At 65.5% G+C, this 14,131-nt stretch carries 12 protein-coding genes and 1 pseudogene; 5 read left to right on the top strand and 8 right to left on the bottom strand.

The features are described 5' to 3' along the window. Positions 1–25: 25 nt before the first annotated feature. A complete protein-coding gene (locus tag MUG98_RS15645) occupies positions 26–2,899 on the bottom strand; it encodes a bacterio-opsin activator domain-containing protein (RefSeq protein ID WP_265108372.1) in 2,874 nt (957 codons plus the stop codon). 338 nt (positions 2,900–3,237) lie between these two features. On the opposite strand from MUG98_RS15645, the gene MUG98_RS15640 reads away from it, so the two are divergent. Both MUG98_RS15640 and MUG98_RS15635 read left to right on the top strand, forming a co-directional pair. Then, complete coding sequence (locus MUG98_RS15640) at positions 3,238–3,537, top strand: HalOD1 output domain-containing protein (RefSeq protein WP_265108371.1); 300 nt, start codon at positions 3,238–3,240, stop codon at positions 3,535–3,537. Beyond that, positions 3,537–3,692, top strand: a complete 156-nt coding sequence (locus MUG98_RS15635; RefSeq protein WP_265108370.1) for a hypothetical protein — start codon at positions 3,537–3,539, stop codon at positions 3,690–3,692. Before MUG98_RS15640 ends, MUG98_RS15635 begins: the two co-directional genes overlap by 1 nt. A gap of 3 nt (positions 3,693–3,695) precedes the next feature. Here MUG98_RS15635 and MUG98_RS15630 read toward each other — a convergent pair whose 3' ends face one another. After that, complete coding sequence (locus tag MUG98_RS15630) at positions 3,696–3,902, bottom strand: hypothetical protein (RefSeq protein WP_265108369.1); 207 nt, start codon at positions 3,900–3,902, stop codon at positions 3,696–3,698. Between the two features lie 28 nt (positions 3,903–3,930). On the opposite strand from MUG98_RS15630, the gene MUG98_RS15625 reads away from it, so the two are divergent. The 3 genes from MUG98_RS15625 to MUG98_RS15615 all read left to right on the top strand — a co-directional run bounded on the left by MUG98_RS15625 (position 3,931) and on the right by MUG98_RS15615 (position 5,515). Continuing rightward, positions 3,931–4,077: a hypothetical protein gene (locus tag MUG98_RS15625; RefSeq protein WP_265108368.1), complete on the top strand. Its 147-nt coding sequence runs from the start codon at positions 3,931–3,933 to the stop codon at positions 4,075–4,077. Between the two features lie 192 nt (positions 4,078–4,269). Continuing rightward, on the top strand, positions 4,270–4,860 hold the full coding sequence (locus MUG98_RS15620; RefSeq protein WP_265108367.1) for a 50S ribosomal protein L15e: 591 nt from the start codon (positions 4,270–4,272) through the stop codon (positions 4,858–4,860). Between the two features lie 220 nt (positions 4,861–5,080). Beyond that, a complete protein-coding gene (locus MUG98_RS15615; protein ID WP_265108366.1) occupies positions 5,081–5,515 on the top strand; it encodes a universal stress protein in 435 nt (144 codons plus the stop codon). 141 nt (positions 5,516–5,656) lie between these two features. Here the strand turns inward: MUG98_RS15615 and MUG98_RS15610 are convergent. The 6 genes and pseudogenes from MUG98_RS15610 to MUG98_RS15585 form a co-directional block, all read right to left on the bottom strand. Further along, positions 5,657–7,165: pseudogene (locus MUG98_RS15610) on the bottom strand (CoA-acylating methylmalonate-semialdehyde dehydrogenase). After that, positions 7,162–8,316 carry a saccharopine dehydrogenase family protein gene (locus MUG98_RS15605; RefSeq protein WP_265108364.1) on the bottom strand — a complete coding sequence of 385 codons (1,155 nt, stop codon included), beginning with the start codon at positions 8,314–8,316 and terminating at the stop codon, positions 7,162–7,164. The pseudogene MUG98_RS15610 and the gene MUG98_RS15605 overlap by 4 nt, the downstream one beginning before the upstream one ends. Position 8,317: 1 nt before the next feature. Beyond that, positions 8,318–9,742 (bottom strand): aldehyde dehydrogenase family protein, encoded by a 1,425-nt coding sequence (locus MUG98_RS15600; protein ID WP_265108363.1) that lies wholly within the window; start codon positions 9,740–9,742, stop codon positions 8,318–8,320. Positions 9,743–9,856: 114 nt separating this feature from the next. After that, a complete protein-coding gene (locus MUG98_RS15595; protein ID WP_265108362.1) occupies positions 9,857–11,695 on the bottom strand; it encodes an aldehyde ferredoxin oxidoreductase family protein in 1,839 nt (612 codons plus the stop codon). A 120-nt stretch (positions 11,696–11,815) separates the two neighbouring features. Beyond that, positions 11,816–12,973: an ABC transporter ATP-binding protein gene (locus tag MUG98_RS15590; RefSeq protein WP_265108361.1), complete on the bottom strand. Its 1,158-nt coding sequence runs from the start codon at positions 12,971–12,973 to the stop codon at positions 11,816–11,818. Between the two features lie 4 nt (positions 12,974–12,977). Further along, a complete protein-coding gene (locus tag MUG98_RS15585) occupies positions 12,978–14,117 on the bottom strand; it encodes a polyamine ABC transporter substrate-binding protein (protein WP_265108360.1) in 1,140 nt (379 codons plus the stop codon). Positions 14,118–14,131 lie beyond the last annotated feature (14 nt).

The following is a 14,131-nucleotide window of genomic DNA, read 5'->3' as shown; positions in this document are numbered from 1 at the left end:
CCTGAAACGCACATTTCGCGTTACACTACCGGTCCCCGAACAGGCGACTCAACAGCTCTTTCTGGCCGAGCCGGAGGTGCCGATTGACGGTCGGCTGTGACACGCCGAGCATCTCGGCGATCTCTTCGCCCGTGCTCTCGCGTGGCCACTCGAAGAAGCCGCCGAAGTAGGCCGCGTTGAGCACCTCCTGCTGGCGGTCGCTCAGTGCGTCGACGAGTTCCCGTTCGGTATTCGTCGACCGCTCGACGTCGTGACGGGAGACGAGTTCGACGGTCGGGAATTGCTCGCCGAGCATCTCGACGAACTCTCGGACGTCGGTCTCGATCGGAACCTCGACCACGACCTCGGCCCCGTCGGGAGCCGCGACGATCGACTGGGGGCTGCCCCCGTGGCGAACGAGTTTTGCGGCGACGACCGGCCCCCTTGCCCGGATTTCGAACCGGTGGTCGCCGTCGACCGAACTGATGCACCTGTGTTCCGTGACCGAAACCAGGTCGTCCAGGCTGGTCTCGATCGTCTCCGCCGCCGCGCCGGTGACCGTCACGAACAGCTGCGTCTCGTCGTCCGAGGCGGCGACGAGTCCGTCGTATCGGACGCGGGCGTTCGCGTCGCGGGCGAGTTGCATCATGAACGAGTCGGCGTCGGTGAATCGCAGTTTCAACTGGAGGGTGGTACTCGAGTGGAGTCCGCGCCGGGTCTCGACCGCGTTTATCGAACTGGCGATCGTCTCGCCGAGTTCCTCGAAGACGTTTCGTTCGAGGTCGCTGAAGGCCGACTGTTCGGTGGCGTACACCGCCAGGACGCCGTAGGAGTACTCGTCGTACACCAGGGGCACGGCGATGAGAGACCGGAACCCGAACGAGAGCGCCGTTCCTCGCCACGGCTCGTCTCGCATTCCCTCGACGACGTTCGAGACGACCGTCGACTCGTCGGTCCGCGCGGTTTGCCACGCCGGCTCGTCGATCGGCACGCGTCCGTCGACCGCGATCGCGTCGAGGTAGTTCAGCGTGGTCCCGTGCCACGTTCGCGGGACGAGGTCCCGGCCGTCCGACTCGACGTCGCCGATCCAGGCGAATTCGATCCCGTCGCTCTCGACGAGCTGTTCGCAGACGGCCGCTTCGATCCCGTCGCGGGACGTCGCTCGAACCAGCGATCGATCGATCGTTCGCAGTAGTTCGTTGATCGCGACCTGCCGCGTGAGGTTCTCGTTCCGGGCCTCGAGTTCCGCGTCGCGTTGCTCGAGATTCGACTCGCTTCGCAGTCGATCGAACGCCGCGACCGTCGTCGCGACGAGCGTTTCGACCAGCTGTCGCGTCGCGTCGTCGACGGTCGGATCGTCCGAAACGGCGACGAAGACGCCGTGATCGCCGATCGGCACCAGGAGACCGCTCCGGTCGTCGCCGAAGGCGTGCGATCCGTCGGACCGGTCCGACGGGTCGAGAACGGTCCCGGTGCCGGTGACGAAGGTATTCCAGATGGGCGATTCCTCGTCGCCGATCGCGACGGGCGGCGGGTCGTCACAGAGTTCGTCGAACGCCGGTGTGGTCACGACCGGTTCGAACTCGTTCATCTCGGTATCGAGCAGGTACATTGCGACGCCGGGAAGATCGAGGACGTCCGCCGCGACGTCGACGACGAGTGCGGCGGTGTCGGATTGCGACTCCGTGTTGAGCAAGCCGCGCGTCGCGTCGTGGAGCGACTGCAAGGCCAACTCGTGGTGCTTTTGCGCAGTAACGTCCTGCAGCGATCCGCGAAGCGCGACGAGACGATCTCCTTCGAACACGGGCGTCCCGATCGTCCGCACCCAGCGGACGTTGCCGGCTGCCGTGATCAGTCGCGCCTCGAGATCGTAGCCCTCTCCGTCCTCGATCGCACCGGTGACCGCCGTCCGGATCCGGTCCCGGTCGCCCGGATGGTAGAACTCGATGCCGCGCTCCATGTCGTGGACCGTGTCGAGCGGCAGTTCGTGAATCCGGTAGAGTTCGTCGGTCCACATTCCGCTGTAGGGCGGGTCCGATCGGAGGTCGAGTTCCCAGCCGCCGACCCCTGCGAGCCGTTGTGTCTGTCGGAGCAGGTCACTGGTTCGCTCGAGCACCTGCTCGTGCTCCGTCCGATCGGTGATATCCAGCGCGGCACAGGTCAGGCCCGCGATCGTCCCGGACTCGTCTCGCAGTGGCTCGATGATCAGGTCGTAGGTGACCGCGCCGCTCGGTACCTCGTAGGTCACCACCTCGCGGACGCCCGTTCCCGTCTCCAGCACCTGCCGTTTCGGTGCCATGACCGTCTCGGCTGCGGCCGTCGGCAGCAACTCGTCGTCGCGCTTCCCGAGCACGTCTTCGGGCCGGAAATCGGGGTGTGGGCTACTGATCCACGTGTAACGGAGATCGGTATCCAGTCTGAACGCGACCATCGGCGAGTTCTCGAGCGCCACCCGAAAGTGCTCCTTCTCCGTGCGGAGTTCCGTCGCGAGGCGGTTGCGCTCGCTCACGTCGCGACCGATTCCGGCGACGACCGGGCGGCCGCGTGCGTCCTCGAGTTCGACGCCGACGAATTCGAACGGGATCGGCGTTCCCGCTTTCGTCAGGAGATCGACCGCCAGTCGGTTCCGCCCGTCGTCGATTGTCTTCTCGAGCGCGTCCGCAACCCGCTGCGTATCCTCGTCGCCGAAAAATTCGAGGGCGTTCATCGACGCGACCTCCCGATCGCTGTAGCCGGTCACCTCTGTCAACCGATCGTTCCAGCGTTCGAGATCTCCGTTCGCGTCGAGTACGTAGAAGACGTCGTCGAGCGCGTTCAGGATTTCGTTCGTGTAGGTCTTCTGGCGGCCGAGTTCCTGCTCGCGTTCGTACAACGCGTGCCAGCGGCGAACCTGGGCCGGAACCTCGCGGTCCGGTGTCATCGCGGCCCGTAGGTGAACAGCAGTAATAAAGAGGTCGGGCGATCGGGCCGAGCGTCGGAGCGTCTGCGTTCCGTACTGCCGGCCGTCTCCGTTCGTTCGACTGGCCGAGACCGGCCGACGAATCCGCGCTCCGGCTGGGGGAGTCGACAGACGACACGGCTCGGCCCGCTTGCCGAACCGTTGGTCCTCGATCGGTCCCGAGACCGGTTTCGATTCCGAAGAGCACCGTCGCCGTCACTCGATACGGCGACCGGGGGTATACACGTAATAGCCATCCGTCCGCTGGTGAATACACGTAACAGGTAGCGACTTTTTCTCCGTCGTCCTTCGCTGTGGTAATGGCTCACAACAGCAGGCTCCGACGACTGGCCGACCTCGCCGACGAACGCACGAGTATGCGGATCATCGAGGCGCTGGCAACTGCACAGCACGTTCCGCCGGAAGAACTCGAACTGCCGCTCTATCATACCGTCGATCCGGAAGCGCTCGATCGTCTCTTCGATGCCGATCCCGCAACCGACCTCCGGGTGACGTTCGAGTACGCGGACCACACCGTGCAGGTCCGGAGTGGCGGCCGGGTTTCGATCGACGGCGTCGGGTACGACCCGGGCGACGACCCCGAACGAAGTCTCGGTTGATGGCGCGGGCGAATCCACCGCCGTCGGAGTTTCCGGTGATCGAAGAACGCTACGAGGAGTACGCGATCGGCTCGGTCAGGCTCGCGTTGATCGGGCATCCGACGGACGGACGCGCCTGGATCATGTCCGATTACACGCTCCCGATCGACCGGTGATCGTTATTCGGTCCGGTCGACCGAGAGCCAGTCGACGAGTTCGCCGTCGGCGACCGCCACGTCGAACGCTTCGACGGTCGGGCCGCCGACGAGCCACGAGACGTCCTCGGCAGCGACCCGATGCCGATCGCTCGAGAAGTTCGTCACCCACGTCCGGCCGCCGCGCTCGCAGACGCGGAGCCCGTCGGGGAGGCGGTCGCTGTAGGACACGCCCGCACGACTCAGCAGGGGGCGGACGATGGTCGTCCCCGCGGCGACCGGGCGACTCTTCGGCGACGCGGCGGCGCTCACGGGCGGGTCCGATCGACTCGACGTCTCGGAACTCGCGGACGGCACCCTCCGGGCCGACGTCGACGGCTCGGACGTGGGCTTCCACACGGTGTGACGCGGACCCGATCGGGTTTCGCCTCGACGGTTCGAAGCGCTTATACACGAACGCTGGGTACGTTCGGGCAGACTCGCTGGGTCGCGGGCACCAGCGGGCACCTGTTCGGCACGACGCCGCCACAGGACGGGATGTGATCCGCGGGGCTTCGCCCCGTTCGGATTGAACCAGGAAACGCCCGCGGTGATTACGATGGCAAAAAGCTTCTACTCCCACATCAAGGACGCGTGGAAGGACCCCGGCGACGGGAAGCTCGGGGAACTCCAGTGGCAGCGCAAGCAGGAATGGCGAAAGCAGGGCGCGATCGAACGGATCGATCGCCCGACGCGACTCGACAAGGCTCGCGAACTCGGCTACAAGGCCAAACAGGGGATCGTGATGACCCGCGTCTCGGTCCGCAAAGGCACCGCTCGCAAGGAGCGGTTCACGGCCGGACGCCGGACGAAGCGCCAGGGTGTCAACCGCATCGGGCGGCGCAAGAACATCCAGCGCATCGGCGAAGAGCGCGTCTCCCGGAAGTACCCCAACCTGCGGGTGCTCAACAGCTACTGGGTCGGTGAAGACGGCAGCCAGAAGTGGTTCGAAGTGATCCTCGTCGATCCCAACCACCCGGCGATCGAGAACGACGACGACCTCAACTGGATCTGCGACGACAACCACCAGAACCGCGCCTTCCGCGGCCTCACCAACGCGGGCAAGGCCAACCGCGGGCTCAACAACCGCGGCAAGGGTGCGGAGAAGGTCCGGCCGTCCAACAACGGCGGCCAGGGTCGCGCGAAGTAACGTCGTCGCGACCGCACACGCACACTCGCCGCCGTACTCGATCCCGTTTTTTTATCGCGCGTTCACGGTCAGGAGCGACGGCTCGGGGTAACAGGCCCCGCCCGATCGACGCCGAGCGGCGATCGATTGACACCGGTTCATCTCCCTGACCGCTGTCCATCTCCCCGATCGGTGGGAGACGGGGTGGGCGTTTATTTCGGGGGCCGTCGTACGCACGGCTATGCCGGACCACATCCTCGTTCCCGTCGACGAGTCGGACCGATCGACCGACGCCATCGACTTCGCCTGCACGGAGTACCCCGACGCCAGGATCACGGCGTTGCACGTCCTCGACCCGGGCGATTTCTACACGGCGACCGGCGTCGAAGGCGGCGCGATGGCCAACTACGAGGAGATCCAGAAACACCACGAGAGTCGAGCCGAGGAGATCCTCGAGGGTGCCCGCGAGCGGGCGGCCGAACACGGCGTCGAAATCGACACCGAGCAGGTCATCGGCGGCGTCTCCCGTTCGATCGTCACCTACGCCGAGGACCACGACGTCGACCACATCGCGATCGGTAGCCACGGCCGGACCGGCGCGAGTCGGATCCTGCTCGGCAGCGTCGCGGAGACCGTCGCCCGGCGGTCGCCGGTTCCGGTGACGATCGTTCGCTGAGAGAGCCGGATACGCGATCGATATTCGATTCTCGATCGGTTTCGTCGGCGAGACGACGGTCGACCTGGGGGTTACGGCCGACCTAGCCGACCAACGACGGCCGCCTCAGTCAACGCGCGTCGAGGCGGTGTTCGTGGATCCTCAGTCGTCGGTGTCGTCTCCGGTCTCGGCCGTCGCGTCGGGCCACCGCTCGATGTACACCGTTTCGTCGGTGTAGAAGCGAATCACGTCCTCGGCCTAGGCGTGGAGGTCGCCGAAGAACGAGTCGTTCTGCCCGCCGAAGTGGAAGAACGCCATCGGGGCCGCCGTTCCGACGTTGACGCCGACGTTGCCCGCTTCGACGCGCGTCCGGAACTCGCGGGCCTCGCGACCGCGTTCGGTAAAGAGGCTCGCGGCGTTCCCGTACCGGCTTGCATTGACCGTTTCGAGCGCCGTCTCGAAGGTTTCGGCGCGAACGAGGCCGAGCACGGGGCCGAAGATTTCCTCCCGGGCGATCGTCATGTCTCGGGTCACGTCGCCGAAGATCGTCGGGCCCAGGTAGAACCCGTCGCCCGGGACGTCGGCGTCGCGACCGTCGAGCAGGAGCGACGCACCCTCGTCGACCCCGGTCCGGACGTACTCCCGGACGGTCTCGACACGGTCCGCCGAGACGAGCGGCCCCATCTCGGTCGCCGGATCGTCGCCGGGGCCGACCTCGAGCGCGGCGGCCCGCTCGACGATGCGATCCGCGAACTCGTCGTAGACGTCCTCGTGGACGACGGCGATCGGGTTTGCGAGACAGCGCTGGCCGGAGTTGGCGAACGCCGAACTGATCGTCTTTTCGGCGGCGTACTCGAGGTTCGCCGAGTCCGACACGACGACGTGGTTCTTCGCGCCGCCCTGTGCCTGGACGCGCTTGCCGTTTTCCGCCGCGGTCTCGTAGATGGTCCTCGCGACCGGCGTGCTGCCGACGAACGAGGCGCCGACGACGTCCTCGTGGTCCAGCAGTCGATTCACCGTCTCCGGACCGCCGTTGACCAGCGAGACGACGCCGTCCGGAAGGCTGGTGTCCGCGAGCACCTCGATCAGTGCCCGCGCCGTCAGCGGCGTTCGCTCGCTGGGCTTGAGGACGAACGCGTTCCCGGTCGCGACCGCGTAGGGTAGAAACCACAGCGGGATCATTCCCGGGAAGTTGAAGGGCGTGATCGCGGTGAAGACCCCGAGCGGGTGGCGGATCGCGCTCTCGTCGATCCCCGGTGCGGCGTGCTGGATCGATCCCGCCTGCATCAGCGTCGGCGCGCCACACGCGACCTCGACGTTCTCGATGCCCCGACGCAGTTCGCCGCGGGCCTCGTCGTGCGTCTTGCCGTGTTCGGCGACGATCACCGACGCCAGGTCGTCGATCCGCTCCTCGAGCAGGTCCTTGAACTCGAACAGCGGTTGTACGCGCTCCTCGATCGGACGGTGGCGCCACTCCTCGAAGGCCGCCTGCGCCGTTTCGACGGCCGTATCGACGTCCGCGTCGGAACTGAACGGCGTCTCGGCGACGCGCTCGCCGGTCGCCGGGTCGACGATGCCTCGACTCCCGTCGCCGGCCGGTGCCACCCACTCGCCGCCGACGTAATTTCGAACGGGCCGTTCGAGGGTCGACGTCGCTGGTTCGTCGGTCATGGCTGGATCCGTTGGCCCTCGATCGCGATGTCGCGCTTGCGGAGTTCGGCGATGAACGCCTCGGGGTCGAGTACCTCTTCGGGTGGCTTCGCCCCCGTCTCGAGGGCCTCGCCGCGTCCGACGGCCGCGGCCGCGACGCCCATCGGGACGCCGGTCCAGACGGCCGTAGCCTTCAGTCCCCAGTCCTCGAGTCGGGACTCGACGACGACGGTGTAGCGGTAGTGAGCGGACTCACCGTCTTCGGTGCCGTGGACGTCGACGCGGAACGACTTCCACTCCTCGACGGCACCGGGCTTCGGCTGTCGATCGAGGTGCCAGTCGAGGAACTCGCGGGGGGTCGTCTCGACGCCCTTGAACTCGACCGTCTCTTCGCTGGTGAGGTTCAGGCCGATGAGGACGTCGCAGATGTTCACGAGGTCCGGCGAGAACGCCACCCGGAAGTCGACGGTCTCGACGCCCTCGAACGCGTAGGGCATCGTCGCGAGTTCGGAGTGAATGCTGTGAAAGCCCTCGACCTCGCCGACGGGGTCGGGCATCTCGTACGTTTCCCGTCCCGAAAGCGGGTCTAGCGTCTGGAACTCGCCGTCCTCGTAGACGATCGGCTCCATGGTCAGTTCGTCGAGGATCGTCTTCGCGGAGTAGGCAAAGCCCTCACCGCCTCCTTTCGCGCCGGTGCGAATGTGGATCTCCTCGACCGAATCGAGTTGCTGGGCGCCCCGTGCGGTCGCGACGTTCGTCAGCCCCGGACTCGCGCCGATGCCGAGGACGGCCGTCAGCCCTGCCTCGTCGAACTCCGCGTCCAGTTCGAGCTGGTCCTGAGTCTTGTGATACAGTCCTCCGAGGTCGAGGTAGTGACAACCGGCCTCGAGGCAGGCTTCCATCACGTCGACGTTGAACGCGTACGGGAGCGCGTTCGCGACGACTTCGCCGTCCTCGATCGTCGCCACGAGCGCCTCGTGGTCGGTCACGTCGACTCTCTCCGTCGTGATCTCGCCCGTGTACTCGTCCTCGCGCAGTTCGTCGGCGAATTCCGTCGCCGCGTCGAGATCCGCGTCGGCGATCAGCAGTTCGTCGACCGTGTCGTTCTCCGCCAGTTCCCGTGAGGTGGCCCGCCCCATCGCGCCGCAGCCACCGAGTGCAGTTACCTTCATGTCAGTAGTCCTTGTAGTTCAGCATGACCGCTTTCACTTGCGTCATCGCTTCGAGGTGCCACTTGCTGCCGTAGCGCCCGCCCGATCCCGATTCGCCGTAGCCGCCGAACGGGAGCAACCGTTCCCAGTAATTGTTCGTCTCGTTGACGAACACGCCGCCGGCTTTCAGTCGGTTGGCGGCGTCGTGTGCGCGTTCGAGCGAGTCGGTGAAGATCGCGGCCTGGAGTCCGTACCGCGATCGGTTGGCGACGTCGATCGCCTCGTCGTAGCTCTCGGCGCGGACGATCGGCGTCACCGGGCCGAACGTCTCCTCTCGCGCGATCGCCATCTCTTCGGTGACGTCATCGACGACCGCGGGTTCGTAGAACAGGCCGTCGGTGTCGCCGCCGGTCTCCAGCGTCGCGCCCTGATCGATCGCGTCGTCCACGTGTTCGACGGCCTTCGACTGGATGCGTTCCGAGACCATCGGTCCGACGTCCGTCCCCTCCTCGAAGGGATCGCCGAGCACGAGTTCGTCGGTCTTCTCGACGATCGCGTCGACCAGTTCGTCGTGGACGCCGTCGGTCGCGACGACGCGTTCGGTCCCACAGCAGACCTGGCCGGCGTTCCAGTTCGAACCGACGACGATGCTCTCCGCGGCGTGGTCGACGTCGGCGTCGTCGAGGACGAGAATCGGGTCCTTGCCGCCCATCTCGAGGAGACACTGTGCGTTTCGATCGGCCGCGGTCTTCGCGATCTCCTGGCCGACCTCGGTACTTCCGGTGAACGCGATCAGTCGAATATCTCGGTGGTCGACGAGCGCCTGTCCGGTCTCGCCCGCGCCGGTGATCAGGTTGAACGCGCCGTCGGGAAGGCTCGACTGGGCGAACGCCTCCGCGATGTGGTAGGCCGTAAGCGGCGTCTCCTCGGCCGGCTTGAACACGACCGGGTTGGCCGTCGCGATGGCCGAGTAGATGCTCCCGCCGGGGACCTCGAGCGGGAAGTTCCACGGACTGATCACCGCACACGGCCCGTACGGTTCGCGCTGAGTGTAGGCGAATCGGCCCCGGTGCTCGGAGGGGACGACGTCGCCGAACAGTCGGATGGCGTCGTGGCCGTAGTCGTCGCTCGAGGAAATGACGTATTCGGTCTCCTCGTAGGACTCGTGAAGCGGTTTGCCCTCCTCGAGCGTGATGAGTTCCGCGATCTCGTCTTCGTGCGCTTCGAAGTAGTCGGTGACTTCGTCGAGCACCGCCGCACGCTCGAAGGCGGTCATCTCCTCGAGTTCCCGCTGTGCGCGCCTGGCGGCTTCGACCGCCTCGCGGACGTCCCGTTCGGACGCCGCCGGGACGGTGTCGATTACCGTTCCGTCGACCGGGGACTCGACGTCGATGCCCGTCGAGGACTCCGCGTCGACCCATTCGCCGTCGATGTATAGCCGTCGCATGCGTGTGTCGACCTACCAAATGAAATGGGGCTGGAAAAGTTTTTCTGAATATCTGCCGATAGATCGGAAAACAATCGGAACTATACGTTATTCATACATCATTCTTCGGCCCACTCAGGCCGACGCGAACTCCGCGAGGTCGAGCCGTTCGAGCGTCTCCGGCGTCGGTTCGCCGTCGCTCGTCCATCCCCGCAGTTCGTAGTACTCGGTCAGCATCGTCTCGAACGTATCGTCGGTGATTTGATTGCCGTCGGCCGGACCGCCCCGTTCTAACGGCCGTTTCATCCGCTCGGGTAGCTCGTCGTCCGATCGGTCGAACCCTTCTCGGACGTTGAACAGCCTGGCGAGGTTCCAGGCCCGTTCGCCGACGGTCTCTAGCTCGCCTGCGTCGACGTCGTAGCCGAGCGCGTTCAGCCACTCGGCGACTCGATCGTAGTTGTAGGCGGTGAAGTCACAGGTCACCATACTGTACGTGAGCGCGCGTTCGTCTTGCTCTTCGACGACGACCGTGGCGTGACCCTCGGTGTCGTACGGATCTCGCTCGCCGCCCATCGCGTCGGACCCGATCGGCCAGGCGCGCTGGTGACACGCGCCGCGGTCGGAGGTCGCGTACGCGAGCGCCATGCCGAACGACGCTCGCGGTTCGTACGCCGGGAGTTCCATGCCCTTGACCTCGACGGCGGCCTCCCGGGCACGCGGATCGCCGTCGCAGAGCCGTTCTGCGGCGACGGCGGTCCCCTCGGCGAGCGCGTCGCCGATTCCCTCGCGGTGGGCGACCTCCTCGATCAGGCGGGCGGCCGCCGCCGCGTCGCCCCAGTCGATGTCGTACTCGAGGAGTCCCGCGTCGACGCACTCCATCACCCACGAGAGGACGTTCCCCAGCGAGATCGTGTCCATTCCGAGCGTATCCGCGCGGCTCGCGAGTTCGGTCACGGCGGTGACGTCGGTAATGTCGGCGTTCGCGCCCATCAGGCCGATCGTCTCGTACTCGGGTCCCCAGTCGACGTCCGCGTCCTCGAACGCGCCGTCGACGTCCGACTCCGAAAAGTCGGTGACGTGGCCGCAGGCGACCGGGCAGCTGTAACAGGAGTCGGTGTCGACGTGGCCCGACGAGAACGCCTCGATGTTGAGGTCGTCGCCGTCCTCGATCCGGCCGCGCGTCCAGTTGTGCGTCGGAAGCGCACCGATCTCCTGGGTCCAGTCGACGACGAGTTGCGTGCCTCCGTTTCGCGCCCAGCTCACCTCCTCGCTGGTGCCGAGTCGCTGTGTGTGCTCGACTCGCAGGTCGCGGACGTCCGGCGCCTCGGGCGGTCCGCCCGCGGTGGCGACGACCGCCTTCAGGTTCTTGCTTCCCATGACTGCACCGACGCCGCCGCGCCCGGCGTGGTGGGTGGCTTCATCACTCGAAATCGTCGCGTACCGAACCAGGTTCTCACCGGCCGGTCCGATCGCGGCCGTCTTCGTTCGCTTCCCGTCGAAGCGTTCGGCGGTCTCCTTCGTATCGAGTCCCCACAGATCGGTGGCGTCCTCGATGGTCACCCCGTCGTCTGTGACGCGGAGCGTGACGGGTTCGTCGGCCTGCCCCTCGAAGACGATGCCGAGGTAGTCCGGCAGGGCCCACCGCAGCATCGTCGGGAAGTGCCCGCCGGAGTAGGAGTCCACGAACGCGCCCGTCAGCGGCGACTTCGTCACCACGGCGTACCTGGAGGTCCCCGGCGCGAAACCGGTCAGCGGTCCGAGCATGAAACACAGCCGGTTGTCGGGGCTCAACGGGTCCGTTCCGGGCTCGAGTTCGTCCAGGAGCAACGCCGCTCCCAGTCCCTTCCCGGAGATGAATCGGTCGCGGTACGATTCCGGGACGGTCTCGGTTTCGACGGTTCGCTCGGTGAGGTTCACCCGGAGAAGGTATCGCAGGTCCTGTTCCTCGGTCGCCTGATCGGCGCTCCCTGACATGCCGTCTCAAACGTTGGCCTCCACGAACAAATACTTATCCGAAAATCGATCGGGCGTTCCCCGATAAAGATAAAATATCTTCGGCCACCGGTCCAGGAGCCGACTTCCCGATCGCGTCGCCTACTCTGTGAGCACGACCGCGTTCTCCCGGGACCAGCCGACGCGAACTGTCTCCCCGGTCGATCGATAGACGCCCTGATCGCGGATCTGCATGTCGACCGTGAGCTGCTGGCCGTTCTCGAGGCGGACGACGAACTTTCCGAGGTTCCCCTTGTAGATTTCGTCGATCACCTCGCCCTCGAACTCGTTGTCCTGCCCACGGGCGTCAGCACCGAGTCGGAGCTTTTCCGGCCGGATCGCGAACGATGCGTCGTTCGTGTCGGCGGCCTCGGCGTCCGGTGAGACGGCGAACTCGAGACCGTCGGCCGCGATCACCGCGCCGGCGTCGGTCTCTCGGTAGCTCCCGCGAACGAGATTCGTCTCCCCGATGAAGTCCGCGACGAACTCCGTCTCGGGCTGTTCGTAGATCTCGGTCGCGGTGCCCAGTTGCTCGATCCGGCCCTCGTTCATCACCGCGATCTTGTCGCTCATCGTCAACGCCTCCTCCTGGTCGTGGGTGACGTAGACGAACGTGACCCCGAGTTCCTCCTGGAGGTTCTTGAGTTCCACTTGCATGTTCTTCCGCAGTTTGAGGTCGAGGGCACCGAGCGGTTCGTCGAGCAACAGCACGGCCGGTTCGGTCACGATCGCCCTGGCGAGTGCGACTCGCTGTTGTTGCCCGCCCGAGAGTTCGCCGATCGATCTGTCTTCGTAGCCCGGCATCTCGACGAGTTCGAGGACCTTCGACACGCGCGCGTCGATTTCCTCGCGACCGTGGCGGCCGATCAGCCCCCCGAGGGACTCGCGCAGCCCGCCGGACCGGGTAACCGTTCCGCCATCGGTAGCGTGGGACTCCGGGATTCCCTGTCTCTCGAGGCCGAACGCGACGTTTTCGCCGACTGTCATGTGCGGGAATAGCGCGTACGACTGGAAGACCATGCTCGTGTCGCGTTCGAACGGCGGCACACTGTTGACGCGCTCGTCGCGGATGGACACGTTACCCTCCGTCGGCGTCTCGAACCCCGCGATACAGCGTAACGTCGTCGTCTTGCCGCAGCCGCTCGGACCGAGCAGCGTGAGAAACTCCCCCCGTTCGATGTCCAGCGAGAGGTCGTCGACGGCGATCACGTCCCCGAACCGCTTCGTGATGTCCGACAGTTGAACGTCGTACTGAGTCATTCGTTCACGCGTTCTGGATCTCCGTCCAGGCCTGATCGTACGTTTGCGTCGCCTGTCCGATGTTCTCGATGAACTCGAGGTTTTCCAGCGTCTCGTCGTCCGGGTAGATCGATTCGTTCTCGAGGATCTCGTCGTAGATGTACTCCTCTGCGGCTGCGTTCGGGCTGCCGTAGTACGTGTAGTTCGTGACCTCGGCGGCGTTTTCGGCGTCGAGGAAGTAGTCGATGAACGCGTGTGCGGCGTTCGGGTGACGCGCCTTCGCGGTCACGGCAGCCGTGTCGACCCAGACGACGCCGCCTTCGGTTGGGATGGTGTAATTGACCGGGGAGTAGCCCTCGTCCTCGTCGTACGTCTCCCAGAGAGCCACGAAGATGTCCCCTGACCAGCCGTGAAGGGGACTGTTCTGCTTGTTGATGAGGTTCGTCTGGACGTTGGTCGAGTCGTACGCCCGAAGGAGGTCTTTCTGCTGGATGAGCGTCTCTTTGGCCTCCTCGATCTCGTCCTCGTCGGTGGTGTTCAACGAGTATCCGAGCCGTTTGAGCGCGGCGCCCATCGTCTCGCGCATGTCGTTGAGCATCGTGATCTGGCCCGCCCACTCGTCGTTCCAGAGCGCGTCCCAGGAGTCGATCTCGACCTCGCCGATCATGTTCTCGTTCCATCCGATCCCGGAGGTTCCCCACTGGTACGGGGCGGAGTATCGATCGTCGCCGGGATCGTACGGCGCTTCCTGGAACATTTCGGAAAGGTTCCCGAAGTTGGAGAGTTCGTCGAGGTCGAGCGGCTGGATCATGTCCTGCTCCTGGAGGACGTTGACCATGTAGTCACTCGGGAAGATGAGGTCGTACTGATCGGTCCCACCCGCCTGCAGACTGTTGAACATCTCCTCGTTCGACGCGAAATTCGAGACGCTGACGGCGACGTCGTGTTCCTCCTCGAACGACTGGACGAAGCCGTCCGGCCAGTAATCTCCCCACTGGAAGATGTTGAGGCTATCTTCGAGGTCGTCGGTGTCGATGTCCGCACTGCCGGTATCGTTGTCCTCGTCACCGAGACAACCGGCGAACCCGGTGACTCCGATCGTCGCGAGTGCGCCGGTCGACTTGAGAACGGTTCGTCTGTCCTGGTGTATGTCGTGCGTGTCCATCACAACCAACCTTA

The organism is Halosolutus halophilus, from assembly GCF_022869805.1.
Taxonomy (GTDB): domain Archaea; phylum Halobacteriota; class Halobacteria; order Halobacteriales; family Natrialbaceae; genus Halosolutus; species Halosolutus halophilus.
Note: the sequence above shows the minus strand (reverse complement) of the source record. Positions and strands in the feature narration are given on the sequence as shown.

Coding starts and splice junctions, on each gene's coding strand:
- MUG98_RS15645 (WP_265108372.1), bottom strand. CDS start 2,899: ATGACACCGGACCGCGAGGTTCCGGCCCAGGTTCGCCGCTGGCACGCG.
- MUG98_RS15640 (WP_265108371.1), top strand. CDS start 3,238: ATGGCTCACAACAGCAGGCTCCGACGACTGGCCGACCTCGCCGACGAA.
- MUG98_RS15635 (WP_265108370.1), top strand. CDS start 3,537: ATGGCGCGGGCGAATCCACCGCCGTCGGAGTTTCCGGTGATCGAAGAA.
- MUG98_RS15625 (WP_265108368.1), top strand. CDS start 3,931: ATGGTCGTCCCCGCGGCGACCGGGCGACTCTTCGGCGACGCGGCGGCG.
- MUG98_RS15620 (WP_265108367.1), top strand. CDS start 4,270: ATGGCAAAAAGCTTCTACTCCCACATCAAGGACGCGTGGAAGGACCCC.
- MUG98_RS15615 (WP_265108366.1), top strand. CDS start 5,081: ATGCCGGACCACATCCTCGTTCCCGTCGACGAGTCGGACCGATCGACC.
- MUG98_RS15605 (WP_265108364.1), bottom strand. CDS start 8,316: ATGAAGGTAACTGCACTCGGTGGCTGCGGCGCGATGGGGCGGGCCACC.
- MUG98_RS15600 (WP_265108363.1), bottom strand. CDS start 9,742: ATGCGACGGCTATACATCGACGGCGAATGGGTCGACGCGGAGTCCTCG.
- MUG98_RS15595 (WP_265108362.1), bottom strand. CDS start 11,695: ATGTCAGGGAGCGCCGATCAGGCGACCGAGGAACAGGACCTGCGATAC.
- MUG98_RS15590 (WP_265108361.1), bottom strand. CDS start 12,973: ATGACTCAGTACGACGTTCAACTGTCGGACATCACGAAGCGGTTCGGG.
- MUG98_RS15585 (WP_265108360.1), bottom strand. CDS start 14,117: ATGGACACGCACGACATACACCAGGACAGACGAACCGTTCTCAAGTCG.